Origin of the sequence: Arthrobacter sp. H5, from assembly GCF_000520595.1 — a bacterium.
Classification (GTDB): domain Bacteria; phylum Actinomycetota; class Actinomycetes; order Actinomycetales; family Micrococcaceae; genus Arthrobacter_D.
In genome coordinates this window covers 139,499-165,383 of sequence record NZ_KI915000.1, presented here as the reverse complement: position 1 = coordinate 165,383, position 25,885 = coordinate 139,499, and the positions used below count along the sequence as shown (strand labels likewise).

Sequence of the window (25,885 nt, the reverse complement as noted above, 5' to 3'; positions counted from 1 at the left end):
GCAGCAACCCCGGTTGCATCGCGAGGACCGCCGCGAGCGCAAGGCGCTGTTTCTGCCCACCGGAGAGCGCCGTCGTCGGGCGTTCCAAGGAGACATCAAGCCCGACGTCGTCGAGCGCCTGCCGCACCCGCGGCCAGATCTCCGCGCGCGGCACGGCGAGGTTTTCAGCGCCGAACGCCACTTCGTCGCCCACACGCGCCAGGACTATCTGCGTATCCGGATCCTGCAGCACCAGCCCGGACCTGCCCCGTGAGTGGGAAGGCCACTGTCCGTCAAGGGACAGCGTGCCCTGTTGCTCACCTTCCCCGTGGTCGCCCAGGGTTCCGGCAAGACCGTGCAACAGCGTCGATTTACCCGCACCCGAGGCACCCAGCAGCAAAACGCGCTGACCGGGCTCAATGGAAAGGTCAATATCGCGGACGGCCCACTTCCGTCGCCCTGCATGACGCCAGCCCCAGCCGTCGGCAGTGACCGCTACCGGTGTGGTTTCCACCGCTAGACATCGGCCGTGCGGCCGGCCGCGAAGGAGGACAGCACTCCGGTTTTTGCCAATCCGCGCACGGCCAGCCAGGAAAGGAGGCCCGCGATGACTATGCCGGAGACTGCCGCGAACACGCCGTACAGGAGCTTCCACTCCAGAGCCCATTCGACGTTATACAAGATGTTCTCGCTGATGGCGAGGGCCAGGCCCGCGCCCAAACCGGCCAGCAGAGCCACCCCGACGTTCCACCGGCGGTAGAGAAACAGCGCGAAGATCAGTTCCGCGCCAATGCCCTGGACCAGCCCGGAAAGCAGGACTGCCAGGCCAAACTGGGTTCCCAACAGCGCGGAGACGGCTGCGGCGAGTACCTCGCAGTAGATGGCGGCGCCCGGCTTCCGGATGATCAACCCGCCGAGCACACCTGCGATCAGCCAGCCGCCCGTGTAGAGGCCAGCCAGCGGCGGGAACGCGGCGGTGATCGCCGAAATGCCGGCGTAACCGGCGGACCAGGCAAAGAACACCACGCCCACTGCTACAGCAATCACCGATGCAACAACAATGTCCACAATCCGCCACTCGTAGCGGTTGCGGGTAGGGGCTTTGATAGTAGCCATAAGAAATTTCCTCCTGAGGTACAGGAGGGGAGGTGCTCCAGCAGGCCGCCGGGCACCTAAGAGAACTCGACTCCCTTCGCCGGTACTAGCCGGATCAGGTTCGAGGGTCTGCGGTGGTCCGCACTCTCAGCGCCTCATCAAAGCAATGGTGCATGCTTTGACAGCGCTCCCCTGTCGTATTTATTAGCGCCTCCAACTCTACACCTGCGGTCCATCCCGGTGCATTCATGACGGCGTCGTTCCGCCCGCCCCACCGCGCTAGGCTAGGAACAGGCATCCCCAATCGAAGGAGACACCATGAACGTGATATTCAAACTGCTGGGCGTCGGACTGGGCATCGGAGCAGGCCTTGTCGGCACGCAACTGGTGGACTTTATCTGGCAGAAGGCCACTGGAAATCCGCCGCCCAAGGACAAGGACGGTCTGGAAAACAGTCTGCGCTCGGCCCTGATTTTCGCAGTGATCTCCGGCGCGGTCAGTACCACCATCCGTGTACTAACCAACCGCAGCACCCAAAGGGCCATCGATCGGTTTGCGAAAACCCGCCACATTTCCTAGTATCGCTGGCTTGGGGTCAGGGCAGCCCGGCCGGCGGCACAGAAAGCCCCGGCAGCTGCCACCCCGGCCTGCTGCTAGCTTCCTCCGTGCCGTGAAGCCCGAGGTCCGTGACTGTCCCGGATGGATGCTTTTACTGCCCCGCAGGGTCACTCTCGCGTCGTTTGGTTGCCGCCCGCTCCACCACTTCGTCCAACTCGTCGATACTGAGCAGGTCCTTGCGAAGGTGTTTGGTGCGGTAACCCGCACGGCCAACCATATGGGCGGAGACCGGAACCGTGAGGATCTGGAATATCCAGGCCACGAGCAGCACGGGAAGCACCTGCCAACTGCGTTGCTGTACCGCAATTGCCAGCAGGAAGAACAGCAGGCCGAGCACCTGCGGTTTGGTGGCCGCGTGCATGCGGGCCATCAGGTCAGGGAAACGCAGGAGCCCGACGGCGGCGGCCAGGGACATGAGAGCCCCGCCAATCATCAGGGACGCAACCATGACGTCAGAGACCAAATCAGCCACGACTCACTTCCTTTCCGTGACAAACCGCGCAACTGTCACCGATCCGATGAAACCGATCACCGAGATGGCCACCAGCGGCACCAGATTATCGAGGTGACCGTTGACGGCCATGTCCACCGCAAGCGCTCCTCCGATGATGGCGAGAAGCACATCCAGTGCTAGCACCCGGTCCAGAATCGACGGGCCGCGTGCCACACGGTAGACGGCGCACAGGGCGGCGACCCCCAGAATTGCCCCCACAATCCAAACCACGATGGTCATGTTCCTGCCGCCCTTTCCTTCTCGAAGCGCTCCTCCGTGCGCAGAATCGCAAGATCCTCCCGGGTACCCATCACACGGATCAACCACTCTTCGGTTCTACGGACGTCCCGCCTGACGCGGTCGGCTTCCGCGGGCGTGGACACATTGAGGCAATGGAGGTAAAGAGTTGACGTGGACCGGTCCACCTCCACCACCAGGGAACCGGGGATCAGGGAGATGGCGTGCCCCGTCGCGGTGACCAACAGGTCGGACGGGCTGCGTAGTTTGACCGCCACCACTGCGTTCTTGAGCCGCGGCCCATACCTCAGCGAAAGCCAGAAGACTTCAAAGCTCGCAACCACCAGTTTGTAGAGAAACCGTCCGGCAAAGCCCGCCGCGTACAGCGGGTTGAACCGGCCGCTGAGCTCCACCGGCGGGAGGTAGAACAGGTTGGCCACGGCAAACGCAATGAGGGCACCGAAAATCAGGTTACCGAGGCTGAAGTCCTGCCACAGCGCGCCCCACACAATTACCAGCCAGATAATCAGCGGCAGTTCGGTGATGAATGGTATCCGCTGGCGGGTCATGGTGCCGTCCCCTCGCCAAGTACCGCGTCGATGTACGGGGTGCGCTCAAGCATCTCCTGTGCCGCCTGGTCACTGAGCGAAAACAGCGGTCCTGCAAGCAGTGTGAGGGACACACCCATCGCGACAAGGCCAATGGTGGGACCCACCATGGTGCGCGGCAGCAGGTTGACTGCTGCACGGCCGGCGAACCGCCCGCTGCTGCGCGAGATCACATGCCGTGAGGTCCTCACCGCGGTGCCGTCTTCTTTGCTGGCCATCAGGATGGGATCCGGGTGGGTGGCATCCTCGGGCCTGCGCCAGAATGCCCGGTTCCAGACCCTTGCGATGGTGAGGAGTGTGATCAGGCTGGTGAGCACGCTGGCCCCGACCAGCAAATAGGCAACCGGCGTTCCCAGTTCCACCCCTGCCTGCAGCAGGCCCAGCTTTCCCAGGAAACCGGAGAAGGGCGGTATGCCGGCCAGGTTCATGGCGGGGATGAAGAAGAGCACGCCCAGGATCGGTGACAGCTTGGCCAGCCCGCCCAGCCGGTCCATGTTTGCGGTGCCGCCCCGCCGTTCAATGAGTCCGGTCACCAGGAAAAGACTGGTTTGAACAATAATGTGGTGGGCCACGTAGTACACAGCTGCGCCGAGGCCGATCACGGTGGAGATGGCCAGACCAAAGACCATGAACCCGATATGGCTGACCAGGGTGAAGGAGAGCATACGTTTGATGTCCGATTGCGCAAGCGCTCCCAGTATTCCAACGATCATGGTAAGCAGTGCCACGATCATGAGCAGGGTGTTGATGCGGTCGCCCGGGAACAGGAGGGTTTCCGTGCGGACCATGGCGTACACGCCCACCTTGGTCAGCAGCCCCGCGAACACTGCGGTGACCGGTGCCGGCGCTGTCGGATAGGAGTCGGGAAGCCAGAAGGACAGCGGGAAGACCGCCGCCTTGATACCAAAGGCGACGAGGAGCATGAGGTGGAGCATCAGCTGGGTTGCCGGGTCTATTTCGGCCAGTTTCAATGACAAATCCGCCATATTGATGGTGCCCGTTGCCGCGTAAATCATCGCGATGGCTATCAGGAACAGCAAGGAGGAGACAACGCTCACCACCACGTAGGTGACCCCGGCCCTGATGCGTGGGCTGGTTCCACCGAGAGTCATCAGCACATAGCTTGCCGTCAGCAGGATCTCGAATCCAACGTAGAGGTTGAAGAGATCCCCGGAGAGGAACGCGTTGGAGACGCCGGCAACCAGGATCAGGTACGTGGGATGGAAGATGGAAATGGGTCCGTCTTCATCACCATCCGCCATACCCTGGCCTGTGGCATAGATCAGCACAGCAAGGCTCACTGCCGAAGAGACAACCAGCATCAAAGCCGAAAACTGATCCACCACCATGGTGATGCCGAAAGGAGCGGGCCAGCCGCCAATGAAGACTGCGGTGGTTCCGTGCCCGGCCGCGTTGAAGAGGAGGAACAGTTCCACCAGCAAGGTCAGGCTGAGCGTCGAGATGCTGACAGCCCGCTGGGACCGTGAGTGGCGGATGAGCACGAAGGCGATCGCCGCACCAAGGAACGGCAGGACCACTGCCAGTGGAGCCAGGTTGGAGATATTCACCGCGACTCCTTTGTATCCTGTGCGAGTCCGGGCCGTTGCGAACCGGGTGCTTCTTCTGCCTCTTCGACCGGTGTGAACTCGGTGGTTTCGATGGGCACATCGGCGTCGTCCTCGGCGTCGAAGCTGCCTTGGCCCGCCACTCTGCGGTCTTCGATGTCGTCCTGGACCTCGTCCTGCCGGCCAAGGATCCAGGATCGGTAGATGATGCCGAGCATGAATGCCGTGACGGCAAAGGAAATCACAATGGAGGTGAGGATCAATGCCTGCGGGAGCGGATCGTTGTACTCCTCAGGTGCGATATCGGCGTCATAGAGCGGTGCCAGGCCCGCGAAACCGCCGGTGGACAGCAGCAGGATGTTGGCTCCGTTCGCCAGGAGGATCAGGCCCAGCAGCACACGGGTCAGGCTTCGCTCGAGCAGCAGGTAGATCCCGGCCGCGAAGAGGGCTGCCATCACCACGAGCAACGTAATGTTGACGCTCACCTCACAACCTCCTCGCCGGACTCGGAATGCTCCTGATGTTGGGCCTTCATCCCTGCCGGGTCTGCGGATGCGGACTGGCCCTCGCTGCGCTCGTCTATTTCGGAGCCGAGGCTGCGGAGCACATCGAGCACCAGCCCCACAACCACCATGTAGACGCCGATATCGAAAATGGTTGAGGTGACAAATTTGATGTCCCCGAAGACCGGCCAGGTGAATTCGATAATGGCGCTTTGGAATACCGCGCCGCCGAGGATCACCGGTGTGATCGCTGTGAGGGAGGCCGTCGCCAGGCCCGCGCCCAGGAGCAGTCCCGCGCTGATGGGACTTGCCTCGGCAAGTTCAAAGCGCCCCCCTGCCAGGTAGCGGATAGTCAAGGCGAGCCCCGCCATCAGACCTCCTGCGAAGCCGCCTCCCGGCAGGTTATGGCCCGCGAGCAGCAGATAGATTGAAAAGATGATGATCGAGTGGAACAGCAGTCTGGTAACCACTTCGAAGATGATGGAGCGGCGCTCCGGGGCAAGGGTGCGCCCGGCAACAAGCCACGCGTCGCGCGCAACGGTGGAGAACTTCTTCGCCAGCGCCAGCGCGGCTGCTTCCCGGCCGAACTCGTCGATGTGCTCCTGCCCGCGGTCTACAGAACCGCTCTTCACCCCATGTGCCCTGATCCGGCCGTCCCCTCGTCCGCGGATGAAGATCAGGCTCGCCACGCCGGTTGCGGCGATGGCCAACACTGAGATTTCGCCGAAGGTGTCCCAGGCCCGGATATCCACGAGGGTGACGTTGACTATGTTTTCGCCTCCGCCGTCGTTGTAGGCAAGGCCGGGAAACTCGAGCGAAATGGGTGTGGCGACCCGCGAAGCCATCGCGGACATCGCGATAGCGGCCATCACCAGCCCAAAAGACAATCCGAGGACGGCGCGCAGTACCCTGTATTTCCGCCCCGGCTCGCGTTGCCACAGCCGTGCCGGCAGGGAGCGGAGCGCAAGCACAAAGGCCACCAAGACGATTGTTTCAACCAACAGCTGGGTCAGCGCGAGGTCTGGCGCCCCCTGCAGCGCAAAAACCAGCGCCATTCCATAGCCGGTCACACCGACCATCAGGACCGCCATAAACCGCTTGTTGGCCCGGACGGCGGCGAAGGCCCCCAGGATAATGACGACGCCGGCAACGGCCTGGGCGGGCGAGTCGGCCCAGTGCCACTGATCCGGCAGGGGCGCATCGTAGAACACCAACGCTGCCAGTGGGGTGACGATAGCCATGGTCAGAATGACAAACAGATAGAACGCGAGCGAACCACGCTGGGTTCGGCCGGTGATCCACACGGCCGCGTCATCGAGCGCGCCGATGATGTTCTTGTAGCCCCGCTCGTTGTCCACCAACAGTGGAAGCCGGCTCTGGGTCCTTTCCATTCTCTCGCGGAACCAGAAGAGCGCCAGTCCGGCAGCGATGGTGAGCAGGGACAGGATGAGCGCCGGCGTCACGCCGTGCCACAGCGCAAGGTGCGCCGGTTCGCCGTCGGGCTCGAACAAGGTGGTGTAGGGCTGAATGATGGCATCCAACGGAGTGGGCCAGACCCCAAACACCACTGTGGCAACAGTCAGCAGCGCCGGCGCAAACAGGAAGGCCCCCTCCACGCGCTTGAACGGCGTTGCCTCCCGGCCCTTCCCCGCGAATCCGCCCCAGACAAACCGTGCGCTGTAGGCGAAGGTGAGAATTGAACCCAGGACCACTCCGCTGAGCAGGACCACGCCCGCCGGCCCCGTTTCGGCGGCGTGCACAAAGGTCTCGTACACCGATTCCTTCGCCACGAAGCCAAACAGTGGCGGAACACCCGCCATCGACGCGGCTGCAATCACGGAGACTCCGGCGAGGATGGGCGCCGAACGACCCAGGCCGGCCAGCTTCCGGATATCCCGGGTTCCCGACTGATGGTCAATAATGCCGACCACCAGAAAGAGCGTTGCCTTAAAAAACCCGTGCGCCAGCAGGAGGCCCAGCCCCGCGAGCGCACCTTCCGGCCCGCCAAGTCCCACCACCATGGTGAGGAAGCCGAGCTGGCTGACCGTCCCGTAGGCGAGCAGGAGCTTAAGGTCATGCTGGCGCAGCGCCCGCCAGCCGCCAATGAGCATGGTTGCGAGGCCAAGCACCATCACCATGGGAAGCCAGAAAGTTGTTTCGGCGAATCCCGGAGCAAACCTCGCTATCAGATAGATGCCGGCCTTGACCATTGCCGCGGCGTGCAGGTACGCACTGACAGGAGTGGGAGCCGCCATTGCTCCCGGAAGCCAGAAGTGGAACGGAACGAGGGCCGATTTGGAAACCGCCCCCACCAGAACAAGTACAACGGCGATGTCGAGAAGAGGGCCCGTCAGGCTTTCCGCGCGGGCGAGGATGTCGGAGAGCCGGTAGGTCTCGGCCGTCTCTCCGAGCATGATGAGGCCCACCAGCATAGTCAGACCGCCAAAGGTGGTGACGATAAGCGCCTGGAGGGCCGCACGCCGGGCCGCAAGCCGGTGGCGGGAGTATCCGATCAGCAGGTAGGACAGAACCGTGGTCAGTTCCCAGAAGATAAACAACAGAATGAGGTTATCGGCGATGACCAGCCCGAACATTGCACCGGCAAACGCCAGCAGCTGTGCGCCAAACGGGCCGATATTGGGGTCGTCCTGCTTGAAGTACCGGGCACAGTAGAAGAGAACCAGGGCGCCGACCCCCAGGATGAGAATCGACATCAGCGCCGATAGCGCGTCCAGACGGAACGCGAGTTCCAGCTGCAGTCCCGGTATCCAGGAAACCACCGACGACGGCGGCGCATTGGGCTGCCCGTTGGCCAGGGCCTGATTGTCCCCGGTGTACCGGCTGTAAGTTCCAATGAGCCAGACGAAACCCGCGGCCGGTACGGCGGCCAGGACGTAGAAGGCGGAACGACCCATCCGCTGGAAGATCAGGGGCGCCGCAAGTGCCACCGCAAACAAGGCGATGAGCACGATGAGCACGATGATCTCCTGATCTCTCACATGAGACGGTCAGCTGACGGTCAAGGGCTTTGATCTATTCTACCCTTGGCATACAGCCGGGTGGACGTGATCAGCCCAGTGCAAAAGTCACCTGCCGTTGGGAATAAACAGCGTGCTGCACCGGTTGGGGTACGTGAACCGGATAGCATGCACGATATGAGCACTTCCGTTGCCAAACCTGCTTCCCACCGCATATTCTCCAGACCAGTGCTCGCCTGGGCGTCGTGGGACTGGGGCTCGGCTGCCTTCAACGCCGTCATGGTGACCTTTGTCTTCACCGTGTACCTCACCTCCGACGCGTTCGGCGGAGAAGCTCAGGCGTCCACTGTGCTTGGCTGGGGACTCGCGGTTGCCGGACTTCTGATCGCGCTCCTTGCGCCGGTGACCGGTCAGCGGTCGGACGCCGGTGGCCGGCGCAAACTGTGGCTCGGTGTCAACAGCCTTGTGGTGGCAGTCCTGATGGCACTGTGCTTTTTCGTCTATCCCCGCCCGGAACTGCTCATCCTCGGCGTGGCGTTGATTGCGCTCGCCAGTATTTTCTTTGAGTTTGCGGGAGTGAACTACAACGCGATGCTGTCCCAAATCTCCACGCCTGCCAGCGTTGGCCGCATCAGCGGGTTCGGCTGGGCCATGGGCTATGTGGGCGGCATCATCGCGCTGATCCTGGTGCTTGTGGCCTTTGTCCAGCCTGTGGTCGACTGGTTTGGCTCCAACACGGCCGATGGCCTGAACATCCGCCTGGTTGCGGTCTTTTCCGCAATCTGGTTCCTGGCGTTCGCGTTGCCCGTGATGTTTGTGGTTCCCGAAGTGCCGAGGCAGCAGCAGGCGGCGCAGCTGGGATTCCTTGCCTCCTACGGACTGCTGGTCCGCCGGGTGAAGGCGATCTTCAAATCCAGTCCGCACACCATTTACTTTCTTCTGGCGAGCGCAATCTTCCGCGACGGACTTGCCGCTGTGTTTACCTTTGGCGGCGTGATCGCCGCGGGAACCTTCGGATTTTCACTCAGTGAGGTCATTGTGTTTGCGATTGTCGGCAATGTGATTGCCGCGATCGGCGCGGTGATCGGTGGTTACTTTGATGACCGGCTGGGGCCCAAGCGGGTGATTATCGTGGCGCTGATTGGACTTTTGATAGCCGGGACTGCCGTGCTGGTGCTCGGCGTCTCCACGTTCGAGGTCTTCGGATTTCAGTGGACCGGCGACACGACGTTCTGGATATTCGGTCTCATGCTGACACTCTTTGTTGGCCCTGCCCAGGCTTCTTCACGGGCGTACCTGGCCCGGCTTGCACCTGCCGGCGAAGAGGGCGAGCTCTTTGGGCTCTATGCGACAACCGGCCGTGCAGTCAGCTTCCTCGCGCCCGCCCTCTTCGCTCTCTCGATCACCATTTTCGGCGGACAACTCTATGGAATCGTCGGGATTCTGGTGGTCCTGCTCGCCGGCCTACTGGTGCTGCTCCCCGTGAAGCCACCCGCCAAGGTGACTCCCGCCGTCGTGCCCTCCCACTAAGCGTTTCCCCCTGCTGCGCCTCTTCCACGTTGCCGCGCCTGATTTGCGCGACCGCTGCCGCACCCGATATATGCGGCGCGCCTGCCGGAAGTAAGTGCGCTGACCGGTATCGAGTGCGACACGGGGAGGGAGGCTAAATGTCCGTCCGGTGGAAGTTGAGGTGGCTCCGCGACGCCGTCGGGCCGCGTTGCCCCTGGTACCTGTTTCCATACTTGCCGGATCCGTAGGGATATTCGGCGGGAGACGTGAGTTTGAAGAAGCACAGCTGGCCGATTTTGGATCCGGGCCACAGCTTGATCGGCAGCGTAGCCATGTTGGACAGCTCGAGTGTCACGTGGCCAGAGAACCCTGGGTCAATGAAACCGGCGGTGGAGTGGGTCAGCAGGCCAAGCCGTCCCAGCGAGGATTTGCCCTCCAGCCGGGCAGCGATGTCGTGGGGAAGCGTTACCGTTTCGTAGGTGGAGCCGAGCACAAATTCGCCCGGGTGCAGGATGAACGGCTCATCCGGGGCAACCTCAACCAGCCGGGTCAGATCCGGCTGGTCCTCGGCCGGATCGATATGCGCGTACTTGTGGTTGTCGAAAAGCCGGAAGTAGCGGTCAATGCGCACATCCACACTGGACGGCTGGACCATCGCCGGGTCATAGGGATCGAGCACAATTCGCTCGCCGGCAATTTCGGTTCGGATGTCGCGGTCTGAAATCAGCACGGTCTAAAAATACCCCAGAACCCTACCTTCCGATTTCCGTGCGCACCGCAAACAGCTCCGGGAAGAACGTCAGCTCAAGAGCCTTCTGCAGGAAACCGACCCCTGAAGACCCGCCCGTTCCCTTCTTGTGGCCGATGGTCCGCTCTACGGTTTTCAGGTGCCGGAACCGCCACAGCTGGAAATTATCCTCCAGGTCGACCAGTTCCTCGCACGCCTCGTAGATATCCCAGTGATCGGACGCATTTTCGTAGACAACCTTGTACACCTGGACCAGCCCGCCGTTGAACTCATGGGCCGCACGGACATCCCGTTCCAGCAGTTCGACCGGAACGCCGTAGCCCCTCCGGTGCAGATAGCGGATGAACTCGTCATAGATGCTGGTTTCCTCCAGGAGCCCGCACAACAGGGGGTACGCCTGCGCGTCGTCGGCGAAGACCTGCAGCATCCCCTGGTTCTTGTTGCCCAAAAGGAATTCCACCGCCCGGTACTGGTAGGACTGAAAACCGCTCGCAGCCTCCAGCGATCCGCGGAACTCCGCGTACTCCGACGGCGTGAGGGTGGCCAGCACCGACCATTGCTCGGTCAGCGACCGTTGGATGTGCTTGATCCGGGCTATGCCCTTCATCGCCGCCCGCAGGTCATCGGCCTGGAGCCGCAACCGCACGGCACGCAGTTCGTGCAGCACCAGCTTCAGCCACAATTCGGAGGTCTGGTGCTGGATGATGAATAACATTTCATCGTGGTGCTCAGGCTGGCTGACCGGATGCTGTGCGTTCAACAGCTCATCCAGCGATAAATAGGAGCCGTAGCTCATCCTTGCCGCGAAGTCCCGTTCGATTCCGGCCTCAAGATTGCGGGTGTTCCGCTCCACGCTCATACCCTCAGCGTACCCACCGTTCCAGCGGGCACCGCCGACCACCCGCAGGCCCGTTGAATACTGTCAGCGCGGGCGGCTAGGTTGGACGCAACCAAGGAGGCCATATGTATTGCAGCATTGTTCCGCCGTATCTGCTCACCCGGCTCGCCGGCCTGCAGGATCCCGGCCACGCAGGCGCAGCAGCGGCCGCGCGCCACGCATTGCAGCAGCTGGATCCGCTGCACGCCGCGCGTTCCGCGACACCCGTCATGCCTACGCCGGGCGCGGGCACCGCCGTCGTCCTCGCCCTGCGCCGCACCATTTCGGACGCGGGCGGGCTGGAGGAGCTGCCGGGCCAAACCGTGCGCCGGGAAGGCGGGGAGCCCACCGGCGATCCCGCAGTGGATGAAGCGTATGACGGCCTGGGCGCCACCTACTCGCTGTTCGGCGACATCTATGGCCGGTCTTCGATTGACGACGCCGGCCATCCCCTCGACGCCACCGTCCACTTTGGCGAACGGTATGACAACGCGTTCTGGGACGGTACCCGAATGGTCTTCGGCGACGGCGACGGCGACGTCTTTGACCGCTTCACCAGATCGCTCACGGTCATCAGCCATGAGCTCACCCATGGCTTCACGCAATACACCACCAACCTCCAGTACCGCGGGCAGTCCGGCGCCCTGAACGAGTCCATTTCCGACGTTTTCGGTGTCCTGGTGGAGCAGCGGGAGAAGGCGCAGACGGCTGACACTGCAAGCTGGCTCGTGGGCGAGGGAATCTTCACGGAGCAGGTGGAGGGAAACGCCCTGCGCTCGCTCAAGGCGCCCGGAACCGCGTACGACGACGACGTGCTGGGCAAGGATCCCCAGCCCGCCACCATGGCGGATTACGTCGAAACAACGTCCGACAACGGCGGCGTCCACATCAATTCGGGCATCCCAAACCACGCGTTCTATCTTGCGGCTACGCGCTTGGGCGGCAGGGCCTGGGAGCGGGCGGGCCAGATTTGGTATGACGCCGCGGTGGGCGGTGAAGTACCCGAGGACTGCGACTTTAAGCTGTTTGCCTCCGTCACTTTTGATGCGGCAGTGGAACGGTTTGGAGAAGGATCCGAGGAAGCGCTGGCTGTCGACTACGCCTGGAAGGAAGTGGGGGTGGTGACGTGAAAATTGTGGTGTCACAGTCCGGTGGATTCGCGGGCATCACCCGTACCTGGAGCGTGGAGGTGAGCCGGACGGAAGCGGAGGAACGGTGGCTGCCGCTCCTGGCGGAGGCCGAAGGGTCCACCGACGACGACGCACAGAGGGACCGGTTTGTCTACCAGATCAGCGTGGGCTACCGGGAAGTCACTGTGACGGAGAGTGCTGTGGCCGGGCCATGGAAGGAGCTGATCGAGCGTGCCAAAGGGGAATCAGATCAGGACAAGGCGGCGGATCCGGACTGCTGAGCACTGAACCGGTGGGCTCCCTGCCCGGCCGCGGCAACGCCGTCGCCGATAGCCGGGTGCAGTCTGTCCGCTCCGGTGTCCGCGTCCGGTGCCCGTCCCGGACAGGCACCCGGATGTTGTAGGGTTTATGAAGCGGTTTAAGCCGCAGTGCGGGCGTAGCTCAATGGTAGAGCGCTAGCTTCCCAAGCTCGATACGCGGGTTCGATTCCCGTCGCCCGCTCCAGGAATCCCCGGCCTACGCCGCCCCCGGCCGTGGTGCGAACATGATCACAGCAACCCCGATGAGGCAGATCATCGAGCCGATGATGTCCCATCGGTCCGGCCGGAAACCGTCCAGCACCATCCCCCACGCCAACGACCCCGCCACAAACACCCCGCCGTAGGCAGCAAGAATCCGGCCAAAGTTCGCATCCGGCTGCAGTGTGGCGATGAAACCATACGTGCCCAGCGCCATGACCCCGAGCCCCGCCCACCACCAAGGCTTCGCCTCGCGCACGCTTTGCCAGATAAGCCAGGCGCCGCCGATCTCGGCGAGTGCAGCAAATACGAATAGCACAATAATGCGGATTGTGGTCATGCCCCATTATTGCCCGCAGTTGAATCTGCCCACTGAGCGCCCGGATTCGGTGGGCATAACCGAACATGCCCACCGAATAAGGCTGTTCAGTGGGCAGAAACGTTCGCGGATGCGGGCAGGCAGCCCAACCTACGCAGGCTGGTGTTCGCGCACGTTCGATTTCCGCACGATGGCAACCAGCCGCCGTCGCTCATGTGGCTCTGCTGTCCAGCGGAAGCGGAGCGTGAGCTGGCCACGCCGAGCCAGTACAACGGCGATGACACCCGCCGCAATCGCGGGAACACCTCCTGCAATGAGCAGGGCGGTATGCGGGCTGAGGTTCTCAGCCACCCACCCCATCATTGGTCCGCCAATCGCCTGACCACCGATGAGCACCATCATGTAGAGGCTCATGACGCGTCCCCGGATGGCCAGGTTTGAGGAAACCTGAACCAACTGGTTGGCACCGGTGACAAACCACAGACAGCCAATTCCCGCACAGAACATGAGAGACGCGAAAACCGCCTGGTTCGGGGCGAAGGCCGCGAGCACCATAAAGCCACCAAATGCGGCCGCGCCGCCAAGGACTCCGCGAAGCCGCAGCGTGGTCCGACGGGTAGATGCCAGTGCTCCCACCAATGAACCGGCCGCGAGCGCCGAGTTCAGGAAGCCGTAACCCCCTGCCCCCGAGTTGAACACGTTGTCCGCAAACGCTGCCATCAGTACAGGCGTGCTCAAAGCGAACACGGCAACAAATCCAGCCGCTAGGGTGCTCCAGAAAATTGCCGGTTTGCGGAGCACATACCGCGCCCCTTCGCGGAGTTGGCCTTTTGCCTTGGGTGCGCGCACCGCGACAGCCAGCTGATCGGTTTTCAGCATTGCGAGGGTCAGCACTGTGTACGCGCAGGCAACGGCGTTGACGGCGAATGCCCAGCCTCCACCGATGGCCACGATGAGCACGCCGCTGATCGCGGGGCCCACCATTGCGCCGACCTGGAAGATGGAGGAGTTGAGACTGATTGCGTTGCGGAGGTGGGTTGGTCCCACCAGGTCATTGACGAAAACCTGCCGGGCAGGTGCATCCACCACAGTCACCAGGCCAAGCACGAGCGCAATGACATAGACATGCCAGACCTGAATCACCCCGGACAGGGCGAGGACCGCCATTGCCGTGGCCGACAGCGCTGCAACACTCTGGGTAATGATCAGCAGGATCCGCTTTGAATAACGGTCGGCGATGATTCCGCCCCAGGGTCCCAGGATCAGGAACGGCGCAAACTGCATTGCCACCGTGATTCCGACGGCGGTGACCGAGCCGGAGAGCTGCAGAACCATCCAGTCCTGCGCGATGCGCTGCATCCAGACGGCGACGACGGCAATCAGATGGGAGATGGCAAAGAGCCGGAAATTGGGGATGCGGAGGGAAATGAAGGTGTCGCGCCAAGCGGGGCGCTTGGTGATAATCGGGATGGGTGCGGTCAGCGTGGGGTCTCCGGCGTGGACGGAGGGGCGTGGGGGTGCCAAGGTTTCTTCCTGAATAGGCTGATGGGAACGCGTTCAACGCTACGCAGCACCCCGCCATTATCAAAGCGTATGCTGGCTATAACTAGTATTGGATAACGTAATAGAACATCTTCGGGAGCCCTCATCGTGTTTGAACCCGTCCAACTCAAGACCTTCCTCGCCGTCGCCGAAACCCTCAGCTTCACGGGCGCCGCCGCACGGCTGGGCCTCAGCCAGCCCACAGTCAGCCAGCACGTCCGCAAGCTGGAGGCCGCGGCGGGGAGGGGGCTGATAGCCCGCGACACCCGGGACGTCCGCCTGACCGACAACGGTGACGCCATGGCCGGCTTTGCCCGCACCATCCTGGCCGCCCAGGAGCAGGCAATGAGCTATTTCTCCGGATCAGCCATGCGCGGACGGCTGCGGTTTGGGGTTGCCGACGATCTTGCCATCACCCAACTCCCCCGCATCCTTCGGCATTTCCGGCAGCTGTACCCGCAGATCAACCTGGAGCTCACGGTGACGCAAAGCCCATTGCTGCTGCGTCGACTGAGGGCCGGCCAGCTGGATCTGATCTTCATGAAGTACATGACCGGCACCGGAGAGGGCGCGCTGGTTCAGCGCGATCAACTGGTCTGGGCGGGCCACGGCAAGACCTCCCTTGAAGAAGGAGCGCCCGTTCCCCTGATCGTCTACCAGGCGCCGAGCCTGAGCCGCCAAATGGCCATCAACGCTCTGGAGAAGGCCGGCCGGACCTGGCGGATTACCTGCAACACCCGGGAGATCAACGGGGTCCTGGCCGCGGCACGGGCAGGAATAGGCCTCGCTGTTTTCCCGCAGTCACTCATCCCGGAGGACCTGGTCCAGGTGAGCAACCGTTTCAACCTGCCGCCTGTCGGCGAGGTGGATTTCACCCTGCTCAGCAATCCGCTGGCAAACCAGGAACTCGTTGACGCGCTCAGCACCGCCATCATGGGCCGGGCGCTCCGCAAGGCCCCGGACGTATGAGAATCAGTCCCCGCGGATGATCCTCCGCCGGCGCGCCTCGGAGATGGCGGCGGTCCGGTTATCGACCCCGAGCTTCCCATAAATATGCACCAGATGCGTCTTGACGGTCGCTTCTGAAATGAACATCTGCCGCGCCAGCTCCCTGTTCCCCAGGCCGGTTGCCAGCAGCTCGAGCAGCTCCACCTCCCGCGCGGACAGCGCTGGCTCGGGGTTGCGGATCCTCCCCATGAGCCGCGCAGCAACTTCAGGAGCGAGCGCGGTCCGCCCCGAGGCCGCGGCCAGCACCGCCGACCGGATCTGCTCCGGAGGAGCATCCTTGAGCATGTAGCCCGCCGCCCCGGCTTCCACCGCGGCGAGGATGTCGGCGTCGTTGTCGTAGGTGGTCAGGATCAGCACGGGCGGTCCGTCCAGCGCACGAATCCGCGACGTCGCGGTCACCCCGTCCATCCCGGTCCCCATCTGCAGGTCCATCAACACCACCTGCACCGGTTCGCCGAGCGCGGTGAGCCGTCCAAGCTCAGCAAGGGCGCCCGCTCCATCGGCCGCCTCCGCCACCACCGTCATTCCTTCGAAGTCGGTGAGCATGGACCGCAGCCCGGCGCGCACCACGGGGTGGTCATCCACGAGCAGCATCCGGATCTCGCTCACAGGGTTCCCTCCCCCAGCGGTAGCCGCACCGCCACGACGGTGCCCTCACCCGGAGCCGACTCGACGCTCAGCGTTCCGCGCAGAGCCCGGACACGCTCTCGAAGGGACAGCAGCCCGAAGCCCGTCCCATCCGCGCGCGGCACCTCCGGCAGCGCTGCCGGATCGAAGCCGGCGCCGTCGTCGTAAATGTCCAGGGTGACATCATCGTCCAGGAACCCAAGAGTAACGACGGCGGCCGCTGCGCCCGCGTGCGCAGCCACATTCGCGAGGCTCGCCTGCGCGGCACGCAGCAGTGTGACCTCGTACGGTGCGGGAAGCCCGGCGGCATCGCCGTTCACGGCGAACCGGCGCCGCAGCGACGCAACCCGTGCCGCCGCCTGCCGCTCGGTGCTCTCGCAGAGCCGGCGCAGGCTGGACGCCAGTGACTCCTCGGGCGAGGTGACCCCACGGACAAACCGCCGCGCCTCCGCAAGGTTTTCCGCGGCGGTGTCCTGCACTGTCTGCAGCCGCTCCCGCGCCGCCTCCACATTTCCCGATCCCAGCGCCGAGCCGGCCGAACGCGAAGCCAGCACAATGCTGGACAGCCCCTGCGCGAGGGTGTCGTGAATGTCGCGCGCGAGCCGCTCCCGCTCGGCGAGCACACCGGCGCGGTGCTGTGTTTCGGCGAGTTCGGCGCGTACGCTGCAACTCCTCGAGTGCCCACCGAAACCCGATTCCCACCGGGCATGTACGGACATGCCCACTCATCAGCCCCGCTCAGTGGGCAGAAATGGAAGAACAATGCTCAACCTCGTGAATGTGACCCTCGAATACCCGGACGGTACCGGCACCATCAAAGCCCTCGACAACGTGAACCTCAAGGTGCGGACCGGGGATATAGTTTCGCTGGCCGGTCCTTCGGGTTCCGGGAAGTCGTCCCTTCTGGCCGTTGGCTCCACGCTCATCCGCCCGACGTCGGGACTGGTGGTCCTGGACGGAACGGACACCGCAGCGCTCAGCGACAGGGATGTGACGGCGCCGCGACACGGTGGGAATCGTCTTCCAGCAGCCCAACCTACTGGCATCACTGACAGCCGTGGAACAGCTGCTGATCACGGCGCATCTGCGCGGACACCCGCCCCGTGATGCCCGGAAACGGGCCCTGGAACTGCTCGACGTCGTCGGACTCGCGGACGCTGCGTCGCGCCGCCCGCACCAGCTCTCCGGTGGGCAGCGCCAGCGCGTCAACATAGCCCGCGCCCTCATGGGCAATCCCAAGGTGCTGCTGGTGGACGAACCGACTGCCGCACTTGACCACGCCCGGTCCGAGTCCGTGGTCAAGCTCCTGGCAGCACTCACTCGTGACTTCGCCGTTGCCACAGTCATGGTCACGCATGACACGGAGTTCATTTCCCTGACGGATGCCGTCGCAACTATGCGGGACGGCCGCCTGAGTGCCGCGGAGGCGACCGTTGGCGCGCACTGAACGCCGTGCCCCGACCGCTGACCTCGGTGGTCGACCAAGCGACGAAGGAGCGCGTGGAGACCAAGCCCACATAGCCGGACACTTTGCCCGGCGGTAGACTTGATGCTGATGAACCGCACAATGTTTAAATCCAAGATCCACCGCGCCACGGTAACCCACGCAGACCTTCACTACGTCGGTTCCGTCACCGTTGACCTGGATCTGCTGAACGCCGCGGACATCCTGCCCGGCGAAATGGTCTCCATTGTGGACGTCACCAACGGTGCCCGGCTGGAAACCTACACCATCGCCGGCGAGCGTGGTTCCGGAGTGCTCGGCATCAACGGACCGGCCGCGCACCTGATCCATCAAGGCGACACCGTCATCCTGATTACTTACGCGCACATGACCACCGATGAGGCCCGCGCTTTTGTGCCGATCGTTGTTCACGTCAACGCAGAGAACAGGATCATCGAGCTGGGAAACGATCCCGCGGAAGGCCTGACGGCCGGTCTGGAACGCCCACCGCACGCGCTCAACAACTCAACGCTGATCTAAAAAGCCCCAATCCGATAACACCGGCCCACCGCACCGCCTTATGTCCTAGCGTAATTTCCGTGCAGGGCATATGGTCACAATGACAAGGCTGCTTTGGTCTGGCTGGCTAACCTCTGCCGCCTGACCGGGCTGTCTACGACGATGTGGAGGCACGGTGGGATTGCCGGGAAATCGAAGGAAAAAACGTCTGGCCAAAGGCCGGACCTACGCAGGGGCATGTGCAACCCTGCTTGCAGGGACCATGGCGATGACCGGGTGCGGCCCGGCGGACGGCGGCGTGGAGACGCTCACCTGGTACATCAATCCCGACGCCGGTGGACAGGCAGCCATTGCGGCGAAGTGCACGGAGGAAGCCGGCGGGGCCTACCGGATCGAAACCTCGCTGCTTCCGACGGATGCCGCGGCGCAGCGTGAACAGCTGGCCCGCAGGCTCGCAGCCGGCGACGATTCGATGGACATCATGAGCATCGACCCGCCGTTCATCCCCGAGCTCGCTGAACCCGGCTTCCTGGCACCGGTTCCCGACGACGTCGCACAGGCCACCACGGAGAACACCCTGGATGGCGCCCTTGCCGGGGCCACCTGGAAGGACGAGTTGGTCACGGTGCCCTTCTGGGCCAACACTCAGATTCTTTGGTACCGCAAATCCGTGGCCGAGGCCGCCGGGCTGGACATGTCCCAGCCAGTCACCTGGGACCAGCTCATGGAAGCCGCAACCGAACAGGAGAAGCTCCTGGGCGTGCAGGGTTCTCCCGCCGAGTCGATGACCGTGTGGATCAATGCGCTGATTGAATCCGCCGGCGGCCAGATCCTCGAGAATCCCGAAGCGCCAGCCGACGAACTGCAATTGGGCCTTACCTCCGAAGCAGGAGTGGAAGCCGCCCGGATTATCGGAACCATCGGCGACGAAGGGCTTGGCGGGCCCGGGCTCCCCACCTCGACCGAGAACACATCGCTGACCCTCTTCCAAGGGAATGAGGGATCCTTCATGGTCAACTATCCGTTCGTCTGGCCCGCGACCCTGAGCGGCGTCGAAGCAGGGACACTTGAGCAATCGGTCATCGACGATATCGGCTGGGCCCTCTACCCACAGGTTTACGAGGGCGAGGACACCGCGCCGCCGCTGGGAGGCATCAACCTCGGGGTTGGTGCTAACAGCCAGAACCCTGAGCTGGCTTATGAGGCGATCGAGTGTATTGTTCAGCCGGAGAATCAGACCGAATACTTCATCACCAACGGGAACCCGCCGTCCAACTCCGAGGCCTACGAAGACCCGGCTATCGAAGAACAGTTCCCAATGGCTGAGACAATCCGAGATTCCCTGGAGCTCGCGGCTCCGCGGCCCCAAACCCCGTTCTACAACGAAATCTCCACTGGACTGCAGCAGGAGTGGAGCCCGCCCAACGAGGTGGACCCTGATGTCACCCCCGAGGAGTCCCAGGAGTTCATTACTGCCGTGCTCAGAGGGGAGAAGCTGCTGTGAGTAGCTCAACGATCAACAAACCGGACACCGGCAACAAACGATCGGACAAGTCAGCGAAGAAAATGCACAGCGACCGGGTCAAGGCTGAACGACGCCTGGGCTGGTATCTGGCCGGCCCAGCGTTCATCGTCATGCTGCTGGTCACGCTGTACCCGATCCTGCAGGCGGTTTTCGAGTCCCTTTTCGCCTTCCGACTGACGGCGCCGGACGAACGCGAGTTCATCTGGTTCGCCAACTACATCACCATCCTCTCCGATGAGGTGTGGTGGCGGGACCTCCTGGTGACCCTGCTGATCACGGTGGTGACAGTCGCCGTCGAACTTGTCCTCGGGTTCGCGCTGGCACTGGTGATGAGCAAGGCACTCAAGTCACTCCGCGGCATCCTCCGGACCGCGATCCTGGTGCCGTACGGCATCATTACGGTGGTTTCGGCCTACGCCTGGTTCTACGCCTTCGACATCAACTCGGGATACGTCAACGCCTGGTTCGACTGGGTGCCCGGCATCGACTCGGACCTGAACTGGTTCGCGCAGACCGGGACTTCCCTGTTTGTGATCATGGCATCGGAGATCTGGAAGACCACTCCGTTCATCTCGCTGCTCCTGCTGGCCGGGCTGGCACAGGTCCCGGACGAGCTCACCGAGGCCGCCAAGGTGGACGGCGCCACCTGGTGGGAACAGATGCGCAAGGTGGTCATCCCCAATATGAAAGCAGCGATCATGGTCGCTGTGCTTTTCAGGGCGCTGGACGCCTTCCGAATATTCGACAACGTATTCATCATGACCAACGGTGAGAACAACACGGAGGTGCTCTCGCTCCTGGCCTACCGCACCTCGATCAGCCGGCTGGAGATAGGACTCGGTTCAGCCGTGTCGGTGCTGCTGTTCATCTGCGTCATACTCATCAGTTTCGCGGCCATCAAGATCTTCAAGGTTGATCTTGCTGGCACGAGAGGAGAAAAATAATGAAGAACTCTTCCCGGCGCGAAAAAGTCTGGTGGGCAGTCATTTCCGTCCTGGTACTGGTGTACGCACTGTTCCCCGTGGCGTCCATCCTGGCCACGTCCTTCAAATCCCCCAGCGACCTGACCAATGGAAGCTTCCTGCCCTCGCCCGGCGCCGCAACTACATCGAACTACGAGCAGATCCTTGTCGGCGACGCTCAGGACCTGTTCCTCAGCTCACTGCGGAACTCCATCGGCATCTCGCTGATCGCGACGGCGATCGCCGTCGTCCTCGCAACGTTGTGCGCCTACGCGATCGCGCGGCTGGATTTCCCCGGCAAGAAGCTGATCCTCACCACCGCACTGGCTGTCTCCATTTTCCCGGTGATCTCGATTGTGACCCCGCTGTTCAACCTGTGGAGGACCATTGGCCTGTATGACACCTGGCTCGGCCTGATCATCCCGTACCTGTCCCTCACTCTGCCCATCTCCATCTGGACCCTCGCGGCATTCTTCCGCCAGATTCCGTGGGAACTTGAACAGGCGGCGCAGGTGGACGGCGCCACAACGTGGCAGGCCTTCCGGAAGGCGATCGTGCCACTGGCCGCGCCGGGTGTGTTCACGACGGCGATCATCGCCTTCTTCATCGCCTGGAACGACTTTGTCTACGGCATATCGCTCACGTCGACCGAGGCGGCGAGACCGGTTCCAGCAGCCCTGGCGTTCTTCACGGGCGCGTCCCAGTTCGAATCACCCACAGGCGCCATCTCGGCGGCGGCCATTATTGTCACCATTCCGATTGTCCTGTTGGTGCTGTTGTTCCAACGTCAGATTGTTTCAGGCCTCACCCAGGGCGCGGTCAAGGGCTAACTGCCCCTGTCTAAGAAAAGGATTCTCAAAAAATGGCTTCGATTACCCTCAACAACCTGGTCAAGAAATACGGCGATGGATTCCCTGCCGTCAATGACATCAGCATTGACATCGCAGACGGCGAATTCATCATTCTGGTTGGACCTTCCGGCTGCGGCAAGTCCACCCTCCTGCGCATGATCGTGGGTCTGGAGGACATCACCGACGGTGAGCTCCTGATTGACGGCAAGCGCGTCAATGACAAGGCTCCCCGCGACCGCAACCTGGCCATGGTGTTCCAAAACTATGCGCTCTACCCGCACCTCACAGTGTATGAAAACATCGCCTTCCCGCTGCGCCTGGCGAAGGGAAAGCACAGCGAGGAGCAGGTCAACAAGCTGGTGACCGAAGCCGCGTCCACCCTGGAACTCACGGATCATCTGCAGCGCAAGCCGGCCAACCTTTCGGGTGGGCAGCGCCAGAGGGTGGCCATGGGAAGGGCCATTGTGCGTCAGGCGGACGCATTCCTGTTTGACGAGCCGCTGTCCAATCTGGACGCCAAGCTCCGCGGACAGATGCGGTCCGAAATATCGCAGATGCAGCGCCGGCTGGGTGTCACGTCGGTGTATGTGACCCACGACCAGACGGAGGCCATGACGCTCGGCGACCGCGTGGCCGTGCTCAAGAAGGGCGAGCTGCAGCAGATTGCGTCCCCGCGCGAGCTGTACGAACAGCCGGTCAATCTGTTTGTGGCGGGCTTCATCGGCTCGCCATCCATGAACTTCCTCCCGGCAACCATCGAGAACGACAAGCTCCAGACTGCTCTCGGCGACCTGGATGTTCCCGCGGAAAAGGCAGCCAAGGCGGAGGGGAAGAAGGTGGTGCTGGTAGGCGTGCGGCCCGAGTTTTTTGAAGACGCCAAGCTGGTCGAGGAGTCCAAACGCGAACACGGCTCCACCTTCAACGCGACGCTCACGCACACCGAATGGCTGGGCAATGAGCAGTACGGGTACATCAACTTCGATCCTTCGCCGGAGGTCCGCGAACTGCTGAACAACCTGGCACGCGACATGGACGCCGATGAACTGCGTCCGCAGATTGTAGTGACCCTGGATGCCGCCAGTCGGATCCGTGGCGGCCGCGAGGCAGAGATCTGGCTGGACACCCGCAAACTGCACCTCTTCGATCCGGAGACCGGCGAAAACCTTACCCGCGATGCGGAAGCGGGTGCTGCGCTCACCGAAGAGGCCAACCAGGAGCGCGCCGAGGAGATCGATCAGGCCCGCGAGCGCGACGCGTCGAACGGGCACGAAGGCGGGTCTCAAACCGGGCAAGAGGGCGGCAGGCACGCAGCGGCCAGCTAGGCCTAACAGTGGTCGGCCAAGGTCGCTCGCGACCGCGTGGAGACCCACCAACCAACCGGATCTCCACGCCCGCCCCAGCGGGCACTTGGTCGATCACCGATCCGCCCGCCCCCGGCGGCCCTGGTCGATCACCGGGCTCCGCTGTGTACGCTGTGAGCTATGGCGAGCAAAGACACCGCGGAGCATGCAGCTGACATAACGTCGGGATACACCTTCGAGGGTGCTTCGGTCCACTTGGGTGCAAGCATCATTGGTGGTGAGATCCACAAGGATGCGGCCGTGCGGCTGCCCCTGGCCATGATGAACAGGCACGGCCTGGTGGCTGGCGCCACGGGCACCGGAAAGACCATTACCCTGCAGGTGATCGCGGAGCAGCTCAGCTCCCACGGGGTGCCGGTTTTCCTGGCGGACATCAAGGGAGACCTGACCGGATTATCCACACCGGGCAACGGTTCCGAGAAACTCCTTAAGCGCACCGTCAGCGTAGGCCAGGCCTGGGAAGCGAAGAGCTTTCCGGTGGAGTACTACTCCCTGGGCGGCGACGGCATGGGAGTGCCCGTCCGCGCCACTATCTCAGCGTTTGGACCGCTGCTGCTATCCCGCGTCCTTGACCTCAATGAGACCCAGGAATCCAGCCTGCAGTTGGTGTTCCACTATGCGGATAAGAACGACCTCGAGCTGTATAACCTCGCGGATCTGCGCGCCGTCATCACGTTCCTGACCTCCACTACCGGGAAGTCCGCATTGGAGGAACTCGGGGGACTCTCCAAGGCCACTGCGGGAGTTATCCTCCGGGAGCTGATCACCCTTGAGGCGCAAGGTATGGACAAATTCTTCTGCGAGCCGGAGTTCGACACGGGGGATCTGCTCCGAACCGCAGATGACGGGCGCGGGATCATCGGTTGTCTGGAGCTTCCAACCCTCCAGCAGAAACCCCAGCTCTTTTCCACCTTTCTGATGTGGCTCATCGCGGACCTCTTTGCTGAACTCCCGGAGGTGGGAGACACAGACAAGCCCAAGCTTGTGTTCTTCCTGGATGAGGCGCATCTGCTGTTCAACGGCGCGTCCAAGGAGTTTCTCCGCTCCATCCAGGCCACTGTCCGGCTCATCCGCTCGAAGGGTGTGGGCATCTTCTTTGTCACCCAAACCCCCAAGGACGTACCGGCGGACGTGCTGGGCCAGTTGGCCAACCGGGTGCAACATGCACTCAGGGCCTTCACCCCCGACGATGCCAAAGCGCTGAAGTCCACCGTTTCCACATTTCCCACCAGTCCGTATGACCTGGAAGAGGTGCTCACCTCAGCCGGCATCGGCGAGGCAGTGGTCACCGTCATGAATGAGAACGGTGCACCCACACCCGTCGCCTGGACAAGGATGACCTCACCGGTGTCCACCATGGGACCATCGGAGGCATCAGTGGTGCAGGCCATTGTCGACGCTTCTCCACTCCTGACGGACTATGGCACGCCCGTCGACAGCCATTCCGCGTTCGAAAAGCTCAGTGGAAAAACGAATGACGGCGTTGCCGCCAACCTGCCGGCGGGCGCCGGGAGCGGCAGAACCGCACCAACACCCGGCGGAGAAGAAAATTCCGATCGCCCGATGTCCCAGGCAGAGATCGATGCCGAGGCACGCCGCATCGAAGAAGAGATCCTCGGCAGGCCCAGCACCCGCCCGGCAAGTGTCCCGCAGATGCCGGAACAGCCAGCACGAAAGCAGCCAGAACAGGCACCGCCGGCACAGCGCACGGAGAACAACACCGAGATGAGGGACTTCGCACTCAAGGCGGCAGGCGTGATCGGAAGCGAGCTGATGCGCGGCCTGTTCGGCACCAAGCGCAGGCGCCGTCGTCGGCTTTTCTGAACCCGGCGTGTGTCACACAGTTAGTAATGTTGCCTGTTACTACGGGTAACGTAATAGCGTGCAATCCTCCCGCGTGATAAAAGTCCTTGCAGCATGGCTGCTTGGGCTGATGCTGGCGATCGCGGGTGCCATCACCACCATTTACATCGTCAACGTTCACGTCTTCAGCCCGGAACAGCAGGTTGAGAGCTACCTCGAAGCGTTGAAGGACGGCGACGGGGAGCGTGCGCTGGGGCTGCTCAACGCGTCAATGCCGGAAGCAAATGCGGCGCTGCTTGATGGACCGGCCCTTCAGCAGTCCGCGGCTGCGGTAGAGAGCGTCCAGATTGGAGAGCCGCTCCAAGCGGGAGACGGCCGGGTTGACGTTCCCGTCACGTACATGATCCGCGAAGTGGAGCACTCCACCGGGTTTGTGCTGGAGAAGACCGGCACTGAGTGGCTGTTCTTCAACCGCTGGGAGTTTGTTCCTGCCGTCCTGCCGGTTGTGGAGGTTTCGGTGATCAACGAGAACGAGGCAACGGTTAACGGAACCCGCGTACTCATGCCGGATGGCCGCAATCAGTTTGCCGTGTTCTATCCGGGCGGGCTGGAAGCCCACTACACCAGCCAGTTCTTCGCTGCCCCAGCCCAGACTTTGTCAGTGACCTCCAGGCAGGGATCGGCAGGGCGCATAGCACTCGCGACACAGGCCACCGAAGAGCTCTCCGAAGCAGTGGACGCGCAAATCAGGAGCTTCCTGGATACGTGTGCCACGCAGACTGTCTTCCAGCCGGCCAACTGCCCTTTCGCGTTCCAGACGGAAAACCGCGTGGCGGGCGAGATCAAATGGTCCATCACCGAGTATCCGACGGTGTCCATCGAACCCTTCAACGGCGACTGGGTCATGGCCCCCCTCACCGGCACGGCCCAGCTGGACACCAGCCTTCAGGACCTCTTCACCGGCACCATCGAGCCCATCAGCGTGCCGCAGGACTTCGGCTTCACTGCCAGGCTGGCGGTCACCGATGAGGAAATCACGGTTACTCCGGTGGTGGAGTACTAGCCG

Annotated in this window: 26 protein-coding genes, 1 tRNA gene, 1 pseudogene and 1 riboswitch; of the genes and pseudogenes, 14 read left to right on the top strand and 14 right to left on the bottom strand. The window is 62.8% G+C overall.

Annotation, left to right across the window (positions count from 1 at the left end; all coding sequences use genetic code 11):
* Both Y708_RS24990 and Y708_RS0113470 read right to left on the bottom strand, forming a co-directional pair.
* On the bottom strand, positions 1-493 hold a 493-nt coding region (locus Y708_RS24990), incomplete at its 3' end, for an ABC transporter ATP-binding protein (protein ID WP_173401520.1).
* Between the two features lie 2 nt (positions 494-495).
* Complete coding sequence (locus Y708_RS0113470) at positions 496-1,095, bottom strand: ECF transporter S component (RefSeq protein ID WP_028280345.1); 600 nt, start codon at positions 1,093-1,095, stop codon at positions 496-498.
* 54 nt (positions 1,096-1,149) lie between these two features.
* Positions 1,150-1,278, bottom strand: a riboswitch (TPP riboswitch).
* Positions 1,279-1,392: 114 nt separating this feature from the next.
* Between Y708_RS0113470 and Y708_RS0113465 the strand changes: the two genes are divergently transcribed.
* Positions 1,393-1,653, top strand: coding sequence for a DUF4235 domain-containing protein (locus Y708_RS0113465; protein ID WP_028280344.1), 261 nt, complete (start codon positions 1,393-1,395; stop codon positions 1,651-1,653).
* 130 nt (positions 1,654-1,783) lie between these two features.
* Here Y708_RS0113465 and mnhG read toward each other — a convergent pair whose 3' ends face one another.
* From mnhG to Y708_RS0113435, 6 genes are read right to left on the bottom strand one after another with little or no spacing between them, the layout of a single operon-like run.
* Complete coding sequence (gene mnhG, locus Y708_RS0113460; RefSeq protein WP_051478999.1) at positions 1,784-2,140, bottom strand: monovalent cation/H(+) antiporter subunit G; 357 nt, start codon at positions 2,138-2,140, stop codon at positions 1,784-1,786.
* Positions 2,141-2,167: 27 nt separating this feature from the next.
* The gene (locus Y708_RS0113455) at positions 2,168-2,425 is read right to left on the bottom strand and encodes an MrpF/PhaF family protein (protein WP_028280342.1); all 258 of its coding nucleotides are present in this window, start codon (positions 2,423-2,425) and stop codon (positions 2,168-2,170) included.
* A complete protein-coding gene (locus Y708_RS0113450) occupies positions 2,422-2,991 on the bottom strand; it encodes a Na+/H+ antiporter subunit E (RefSeq protein ID WP_028280341.1) in 570 nt (189 codons plus the stop codon). The genes Y708_RS0113455 and Y708_RS0113450 overlap by 4 nt, the downstream gene beginning before the upstream one ends.
* Positions 2,988-4,598 (bottom strand): Na+/H+ antiporter subunit D, encoded by a 1,611-nt coding sequence (locus tag Y708_RS0113445; RefSeq protein ID WP_028280340.1) that lies wholly within the window; start codon positions 4,596-4,598, stop codon positions 2,988-2,990. The genes Y708_RS0113450 and Y708_RS0113445 overlap by 4 nt, the downstream gene beginning before the upstream one ends.
* A complete protein-coding gene (locus Y708_RS0113440) occupies positions 4,595-5,080 on the bottom strand; it encodes a Na(+)/H(+) antiporter subunit C (protein ID WP_028280339.1) in 486 nt (161 codons plus the stop codon). The genes Y708_RS0113445 and Y708_RS0113440 overlap by 4 nt, the downstream gene beginning before the upstream one ends.
* Entirely contained in the window at positions 5,077-8,076 is a 3,000-nt protein-coding gene (locus Y708_RS0113435) for a Na+/H+ antiporter subunit A (RefSeq protein ID WP_028280338.1), read from the bottom strand. The genes Y708_RS0113440 and Y708_RS0113435 overlap by 4 nt, the downstream gene beginning before the upstream one ends.
* 177 nt (positions 8,077-8,253) lie before the next feature.
* Here Y708_RS0113435 and Y708_RS0113430 point away from each other — a divergent pair, with 177 nt between their 5' ends.
* Positions 8,254-9,606, top strand: coding sequence for an MFS transporter (locus Y708_RS0113430; RefSeq protein WP_081746787.1), 1,353 nt, complete (start codon positions 8,254-8,256; stop codon positions 9,604-9,606).
* Positions 9,607-9,739: 133 nt separating this feature from the next.
* Here Y708_RS0113430 and dcd read toward each other — a convergent pair whose 3' ends face one another.
* Positions 9,740-10,315 carry a dCTP deaminase gene (gene dcd / locus Y708_RS0113425; protein ID WP_028280336.1) on the bottom strand — a complete coding sequence of 192 codons (576 nt, stop codon included), beginning with the start codon at positions 10,313-10,315 and terminating at the stop codon, positions 9,740-9,742.
* A gap of 22 nt (positions 10,316-10,337) precedes the next feature.
* A complete protein-coding gene (locus Y708_RS0113420; RefSeq protein ID WP_028280335.1) occupies positions 10,338-11,192 on the bottom strand; it encodes a tryptophan 2,3-dioxygenase in 855 nt (284 codons plus the stop codon).
* A 104-nt stretch (positions 11,193-11,296) separates the two neighbouring features.
* On the opposite strand from Y708_RS0113420, the gene Y708_RS0113415 reads away from it, so the two are divergent.
* The 3 genes from Y708_RS0113415 to Y708_RS0113405 all read left to right on the top strand — a co-directional run bounded on the left by Y708_RS0113415 (position 11,297) and on the right by Y708_RS0113405 (position 12,844).
* Positions 11,297-12,340, top strand: coding sequence for a M4 family metallopeptidase (locus Y708_RS0113415; RefSeq protein WP_028280334.1), 1,044 nt, complete (start codon positions 11,297-11,299; stop codon positions 12,338-12,340).
* Positions 12,337-12,621 (top strand): protealysin inhibitor emfourin, encoded by a 285-nt coding sequence (locus Y708_RS0113410; RefSeq protein ID WP_051478983.1) that lies wholly within the window; start codon positions 12,337-12,339, stop codon positions 12,619-12,621. Before Y708_RS0113415 ends, Y708_RS0113410 begins: the two co-directional genes overlap by 4 nt.
* 149 nt (positions 12,622-12,770) lie before the next feature.
* Positions 12,771-12,844 (top strand) — tRNA-Gly (locus tag Y708_RS0113405).
* A gap of 12 nt (positions 12,845-12,856) precedes the next feature.
* Here the strand turns inward: Y708_RS0113405 and Y708_RS0113400 are convergent.
* Together Y708_RS0113400 and Y708_RS0113395 are read right to left on the bottom strand one after the other, a co-directional pair.
* The gene (locus Y708_RS0113400; RefSeq protein WP_028280332.1) at positions 12,857-13,198 is read right to left on the bottom strand and encodes a YnfA family protein; all 342 of its coding nucleotides are present in this window, start codon (positions 13,196-13,198) and stop codon (positions 12,857-12,859) included.
* A 129-nt stretch (positions 13,199-13,327) separates the two neighbouring features.
* The gene (locus tag Y708_RS0113395; RefSeq protein ID WP_028280331.1) at positions 13,328-14,701 is read right to left on the bottom strand and encodes an MFS transporter; all 1,374 of its coding nucleotides are present in this window, start codon (positions 14,699-14,701) and stop codon (positions 13,328-13,330) included.
* A 126-nt stretch (positions 14,702-14,827) separates the two neighbouring features.
* Here Y708_RS0113395 and Y708_RS0113390 point away from each other — a divergent pair, with 126 nt between their 5' ends.
* Complete coding sequence (locus Y708_RS0113390; protein ID WP_028280330.1) at positions 14,828-15,688, top strand: LysR substrate-binding domain-containing protein; 861 nt, start codon at positions 14,828-14,830, stop codon at positions 15,686-15,688.
* A 3-nt stretch (positions 15,689-15,691) separates the two neighbouring features.
* Here Y708_RS0113390 and Y708_RS0113385 read toward each other — a convergent pair whose 3' ends face one another.
* Both Y708_RS0113385 and Y708_RS24985 read right to left on the bottom strand, forming a co-directional pair.
* Positions 15,692-16,336, bottom strand: a complete 645-nt coding sequence (locus tag Y708_RS0113385; RefSeq protein WP_028280329.1) for a response regulator — start codon at positions 16,334-16,336, stop codon at positions 15,692-15,694.
* A complete protein-coding gene (locus Y708_RS24985) occupies positions 16,333-17,073 on the bottom strand; it encodes a sensor histidine kinase (RefSeq protein WP_051478982.1) in 741 nt (246 codons plus the stop codon). Before Y708_RS24985 ends, Y708_RS0113385 begins: the two co-directional genes overlap by 4 nt.
* Positions 17,074-17,116: 43 nt before the next feature.
* Here Y708_RS24985 and Y708_RS31430 point away from each other — a divergent pair.
* The 8 genes and pseudogenes from Y708_RS31430 (at position 17,117) to Y708_RS0113340 (ending at position 25,882) form a co-directional block, all read left to right on the top strand.
* Positions 17,117-17,801: pseudogene (locus Y708_RS31430) on the top strand (ABC transporter ATP-binding protein).
* A gap of 108 nt (positions 17,802-17,909) precedes the next feature.
* The gene (gene panD / locus Y708_RS0113370; RefSeq protein ID WP_028280328.1) at positions 17,910-18,338 is read left to right on the top strand and encodes an aspartate 1-decarboxylase; all 429 of its coding nucleotides are present in this window, start codon (positions 17,910-17,912) and stop codon (positions 18,336-18,338) included.
* Between the two features lie 241 nt (positions 18,339-18,579).
* Positions 18,580-19,821, top strand: a complete 1,242-nt coding sequence (locus tag Y708_RS0113365) for an extracellular solute-binding protein (RefSeq protein WP_051478998.1) — start codon at positions 18,580-18,582, stop codon at positions 19,819-19,821.
* A 62-nt stretch (positions 19,822-19,883) separates the two neighbouring features.
* Positions 19,884-20,786, top strand: a complete 903-nt coding sequence (locus Y708_RS0113360; RefSeq protein ID WP_173401521.1) for a carbohydrate ABC transporter permease — start codon at positions 19,884-19,886, stop codon at positions 20,784-20,786.
* Entirely contained in the window at positions 20,786-21,634 is an 849-nt protein-coding gene (locus Y708_RS0113355; protein WP_028280325.1) for a carbohydrate ABC transporter permease, read from the top strand. The genes Y708_RS0113360 and Y708_RS0113355 overlap by 1 nt, the downstream gene beginning before the upstream one ends.
* Before the next feature lie 32 nt (positions 21,635-21,666).
* Complete coding sequence (ugpC, locus tag Y708_RS0113350) at positions 21,667-22,977, top strand: ABC transporter ATP-binding protein (protein WP_028280324.1); 1,311 nt, start codon at positions 21,667-21,669, stop codon at positions 22,975-22,977.
* A 159-nt stretch (positions 22,978-23,136) separates the two neighbouring features.
* Positions 23,137-24,840, top strand: coding sequence for a helicase HerA-like domain-containing protein (locus Y708_RS0113345; RefSeq protein ID WP_028280323.1), 1,704 nt, complete (start codon positions 23,137-23,139; stop codon positions 24,838-24,840).
* Positions 24,841-24,898: 58 nt separating this feature from the next.
* The gene (locus tag Y708_RS0113340; RefSeq protein WP_343212973.1) at positions 24,899-25,882 is read left to right on the top strand and encodes a zinc ribbon domain-containing protein; all 984 of its coding nucleotides are present in this window, start codon (positions 24,899-24,901) and stop codon (positions 25,880-25,882) included.
* The last annotated feature ends 3 nt before the right edge of the window (positions 25,883-25,885 follow it).

Excerpts from the sequence above, each read along its gene's own strand:
- Y708_RS0113470 (WP_028280345.1), bottom strand. The coding sequence starts at position 1,095 with ATGGCTACTATCAAAGCCCCTACCCGCAACCGCTACGAGTGGCGGATT.
- Y708_RS0113465 (WP_028280344.1), top strand. The coding sequence starts at position 1,393 with ATGAACGTGATATTCAAACTGCTGGGCGTCGGACTGGGCATCGGAGCA.
- mnhG (WP_051478999.1), bottom strand. The coding sequence starts at position 2,140 with ATGGTTGCGTCCCTGATGATTGGCGGGGCTCTCATGTCCCTGGCCGCC.
- Y708_RS0113455 (WP_028280342.1), bottom strand. The coding sequence starts at position 2,425 with ATGACCATCGTGGTTTGGATTGTGGGGGCAATTCTGGGGGTCGCCGCC.
- Y708_RS0113450 (WP_028280341.1), bottom strand. The coding sequence starts at position 2,991 with ATGACCCGCCAGCGGATACCATTCATCACCGAACTGCCGCTGATTATC.
- Y708_RS0113430 (WP_081746787.1), top strand. The coding sequence starts at position 8,254 with ATGAGCACTTCCGTTGCCAAACCTGCTTCCCACCGCATATTCTCCAGA.
- Y708_RS0113420 (WP_028280335.1), bottom strand. The coding sequence starts at position 11,192 with ATGAGCGTGGAGCGGAACACCCGCAATCTTGAGGCCGGAATCGAACGG.
- Y708_RS0113415 (WP_028280334.1), top strand. The coding sequence starts at position 11,297 with ATGTATTGCAGCATTGTTCCGCCGTATCTGCTCACCCGGCTCGCCGGC.
- Y708_RS0113400 (WP_028280332.1), bottom strand. The coding sequence starts at position 13,198 with ATGACCACAATCCGCATTATTGTGCTATTCGTATTTGCTGCACTCGCC.
- Y708_RS24985 (WP_051478982.1), bottom strand. The coding sequence starts at position 17,073 with ATGTCCGTACATGCCCGGTGGGAATCGGGTTTCGGTGGGCACTCGAGG.
- panD (WP_028280328.1), top strand. The coding sequence starts at position 17,910 with ATGAACCGCACAATGTTTAAATCCAAGATCCACCGCGCCACGGTAACC.
- Y708_RS0113365 (WP_051478998.1), top strand. The coding sequence starts at position 18,580 with ATGGCGATGACCGGGTGCGGCCCGGCGGACGGCGGCGTGGAGACGCTC.
- Y708_RS0113360 (WP_173401521.1), top strand. The coding sequence starts at position 19,884 with ATGCACAGCGACCGGGTCAAGGCTGAACGACGCCTGGGCTGGTATCTG.
- Y708_RS0113355 (WP_028280325.1), top strand. The coding sequence starts at position 20,786 with ATGAAGAACTCTTCCCGGCGCGAAAAAGTCTGGTGGGCAGTCATTTCC.
- ugpC (WP_028280324.1), top strand. The coding sequence starts at position 21,667 with ATGGCTTCGATTACCCTCAACAACCTGGTCAAGAAATACGGCGATGGA.
- Y708_RS0113345 (WP_028280323.1), top strand. The coding sequence starts at position 23,137 with ATGGCGAGCAAAGACACCGCGGAGCATGCAGCTGACATAACGTCGGGA.